This window comes from Stenotrophomonas sp. YIM B13575, assembly GCF_042787595.1.
GTDB lineage: Bacteria > Pseudomonadota > Gammaproteobacteria > Xanthomonadales > Xanthomonadaceae > Stenotrophomonas > Stenotrophomonas lactitubi_B.
Window position 1 is genome coordinate 1 of the sequence record NZ_JBHZOP010000190.1, and the last position, 3,409, is coordinate 3,409.

Annotated in this window: 2 protein-coding genes; both read right to left on the reverse strand. The window is 68.0% G+C overall.

Translation table 11 applies throughout. The annotated features are described in order from the left end of the window. Positions 1-139: 139 nt before the first annotated feature. Positions 140-853 (reverse strand): tRNA (adenosine(37)-N6)-threonylcarbamoyltransferase complex dimerization subunit type 1 TsaB, encoded by a 714-nt coding sequence (tsaB, locus tag ACFX4F_RS20675; protein WP_380658228.1) that lies wholly within the window; start codon positions 851-853, stop codon positions 140-142. 9 nt (positions 854-862) lie between these two features. Further along, the gene (locus ACFX4F_RS20680) at positions 863-2,911 is read right to left on the reverse strand and encodes an ATP-dependent DNA helicase (protein ID WP_380658230.1); all 2,049 of its coding nucleotides are present in this window, start codon (positions 2,909-2,911) and stop codon (positions 863-865) included. Between the last annotated feature and the right edge of the window lie 498 nt (positions 2,912-3,409).

The following is a 3,409-nucleotide window of genomic DNA, read 5'->3' on the forward strand; positions in this document are numbered from 1 at the left end:
GTGGGCTGCGCAGGGGCGTGAGCCGCATGGATGCGGCGACCGAGCCTACAGGGACGTATTCACGGCGTCCCCTGCGCAGCCCACCCGCCCGGCCAACCCACGGCTTTTGATTTACACGACCAACCAAGCCACGAGGGGCTCAGCCGTTGGCTTTCGCCTTCGCGTCCCGCGCGGCCTGCTGCTCGACCAGCGTCAGCGCCACGTTGTCACGCAGGTACGCCGGCTCGACCTTCTCCGCTGCGATGCCTTCGCCGCGTGCGAACGCCGGCACCGCCAGTGCCAGCACATCTGCTGCATGCGGCAGTGCCATCGCATCGAAGCGGCGCAGACCCGCCCCCAGCTGCGCGACCAGCGCGCCGTCAGCCGCGGCAAACCCGGTGCCAACACCGTAGAAGGACGTGCCTTCCGGCAACGACACCGCCGTTGGCACGCACACGCGCTCGGCGTCACGGGCCACCGGCAGTCCATCCACGCGCTCGAAACGTGCCACGTACAACTCGCCCATCCGCGCATCGATCGCCGACAGGATCTGCTTCTCTTCCATCGGCGCGCGCAGTGCCAGCACCTGCAGCGTCGACACCGGCAGCAACGGGCGATCCAGCGCCAGCGCGATGCCCTGTGCCAAGGCGATCGCCAGGCGCACACCGGTGAACGCACCGGGACCGCGACTGAGTGCGATGCCGTCCAGCTGGCGGCGGCTGATGCCGGCCTCGGCCAGCAGCTCCTCCGCCCACGGCAGGCTCAGTTCGGCATGCCGGCGGGGGGCGATCTCGAAGCGCTCCAGTACCTGCCCATCAACATGCAGGGCTACGGAACAGGCTTCGGTGGCGGTTTCAAAGGCGAGCAGTTTCATCGGATCGGGTCAGAACAGGGGGAACGTGGCACCGGGGGCCGGCTCCGGGCCCGCCACGGCGGCGGTCGGGGCCGCGGCATCTGCCACGGGGCCCCATTGTGGCGCAAAGAAGGCCTGCACATCGGCCAGTGCCCGGGTTCGCCGGAACGGCGGCAGCGACTGCAGGAAGACCTTGCCATAGCCACGGTTGAGCAGGCGCGGGTCGCACAGCACCAGCACGCCGCGGTCGGTCTCGCTGCGGATCAGCCGGCCAACGCCCTGCTTCAGGGCAATGACCGCCTGCGGCAATTGCTCGTCGCGGAACGGATTGCCGCCCTGGGTACGGATTGCCTCCAGCCGCGCTTCATACACCGGATCGTCGGGCGTGGCGAAGGGCAGCTTGTCGATCACCACCACGCTCAAGGCCTCGCCGACCACATCCACGCCCTCGCGGAAGCTGGCCGAGCCCAGCAGCACGCCATTGCCGGATTCACGGAAACGCTGCAGCAGGGTCGCGCGCGGCGCTTCGCCCTGCACGAACAGCGGCCAGGGGCCATCACGCAACGCCTCGGCCGCCTCGCGCAGCGCACGATGCGAAGCGAACAACAGGAACGCCCTGCCCTGCGACGCCTGCAGCACCGGGCGCAGCACCTGGATCAGTGCGGTTCCGAAACCGCGCGCGGCTGGATCGGGCAAGCCTTCAGGCAAATAGCACAGTGCCTGCTCGGGCCAGTTGAACGGGCTGGGCTGCACCAGCGTCTGCGGATCGTCCAGGCCCAGGCGCGTGGCGATGTGCTCGAAGCCGCCGCCAACGGTCAGCGTGGCCGAGGTGAAAATCCATGCAGCGTGACTGCGTTCGCGATGTTCGCGCAGCGGCGCGGACACATCCATCGGCGTGCGCTGGCAGCGGAAACCGCGCGGGGTCAGCTCGTACCAGAGCACGTCGCCGGCGGCGGCGGTCGTTTCGCTGGGATCGGCATCGAAGTCGAGTGCGGGCTCTTCATCGCCGAGCCAACGGCCCAGCCGCGAGATCGCCTCACGCGCACGCGCATGGCAGGCATCCAGGCCAGCAGCGGCTTCGCGCAACGGTTGCAGTGCCTGCTCCAGCACCACCAGGCTGGACATCACCGCATCGAAACCCTCGCGCACCTGCGGCATTGCCAACGCCCGCCACTGCGTACCGCGCGCGGGCAAGCCCTCCATCGCAGCACGCAACGCAGATAACGCCTGCTGCAGATGATCGACCGGTTCCTGCAATGCCGACTGCGCGCCACCCACGCCGCGCGCTTCAGCCAGACAGTCACGGCCCAGCTCCTGCCAGGGGCGCATGCCGAAGCCCTCGCCGAAGAACTGCGCGGCCAGCTCGGGCAACTGATGGGCCTCGTCGATGACGAAGGCCTGCGCACCGGGCAGCAGCTCGCCGAAGCCCTCCTGCTTCAGCGCCAGATCGGCGAGCAGCAGGTGGTGGTTGACCACGACCAGGTCGGCGGCCTGAGCACGCTGGCGGGCACGCACGACGAAGCAGTCATCCCAGAAGGGACACTCGTTGCCCAGACAGTTGTCGACGGTGGAGGTGACCATCGGCAGCAGCGGCGAGTCATCGGCCAGGCCATCGAGTTCAGCGATATCGCCCGAATCCGAGCGGCCGGACCAGGCCAGGATGCGCTGGAACTGTGCCGCCTGTTCGGGGCTGGAGAATCGCGGCTCACCGCGTGCCTGCTGCAGGCGATAACGGCACAGGTAGTTGCTGCGTCCCTTCAGCAATGCGCTGCGCAGGCCGACGCCCAGCGCCTGGCGCACGCGCGGCAGGTCACGGTGGTAGAGCTGGTCCTGCAGCGCGCGGGTACCGGTGGAAATGATGGTGCGCATTCCGGACAGCAGCACCGGCACCAGATAGGCAAAGGTCTTGCCGGTGCCGGTACCGGCTTCGGCGAGCAGCAGGTCGCGCTGCTGCATGGACGCGGCAATGGCCTCGGTCAGGCGCAGCTGCGCAGGACGCGGGACGAATGCATCCAGATGGGAGGCGAGCGCGCCGCCTTCGTTGAGGGCTTCGCGGCTGGCATGGACAAGGTCGGACATCAGGCAGAAAGGATACCCGGCCGGGCGCTGCCCGGCACCCGTTTCAAGCCAGAGCACAGGCAACAACAACAGCAACAGCTTGCGTTCATGACTCTGGGTTGCTGTTGCGGTGGATGGGGTGGGCAGGGCAGCCAGGACACGCCGTAAACCCGTCCTTGGGGGCTCGATGGCGCCATCCATGGCGCCAACGGTCCTGCCTACCCTGCCCGCCCCACCCTGGACAGTTTCCCGGTGACGGAATGCAAAGGCAGAGCAGAAGCGGTTGGTGTAACGGGGAAAGTAGAAGGGGTCGGAGCCGTTTTCCTTTGGAAAACGGTTCCGACCCCTCAACGAGTGCGCGTAGCGCGCGACCCGCTTTTTGTTTTTGATTTTGTTCTTGCCTGCGGCCCGCGCGGTGTGAGGCAGGCCGGGTGGGTGGGGCGTGCAGGACCGTTGGCGCCATGGATGGCGCCATCGAGCCCCCAAGGACGGGTTTACGGCGTGTCCTGCACGCCCCAC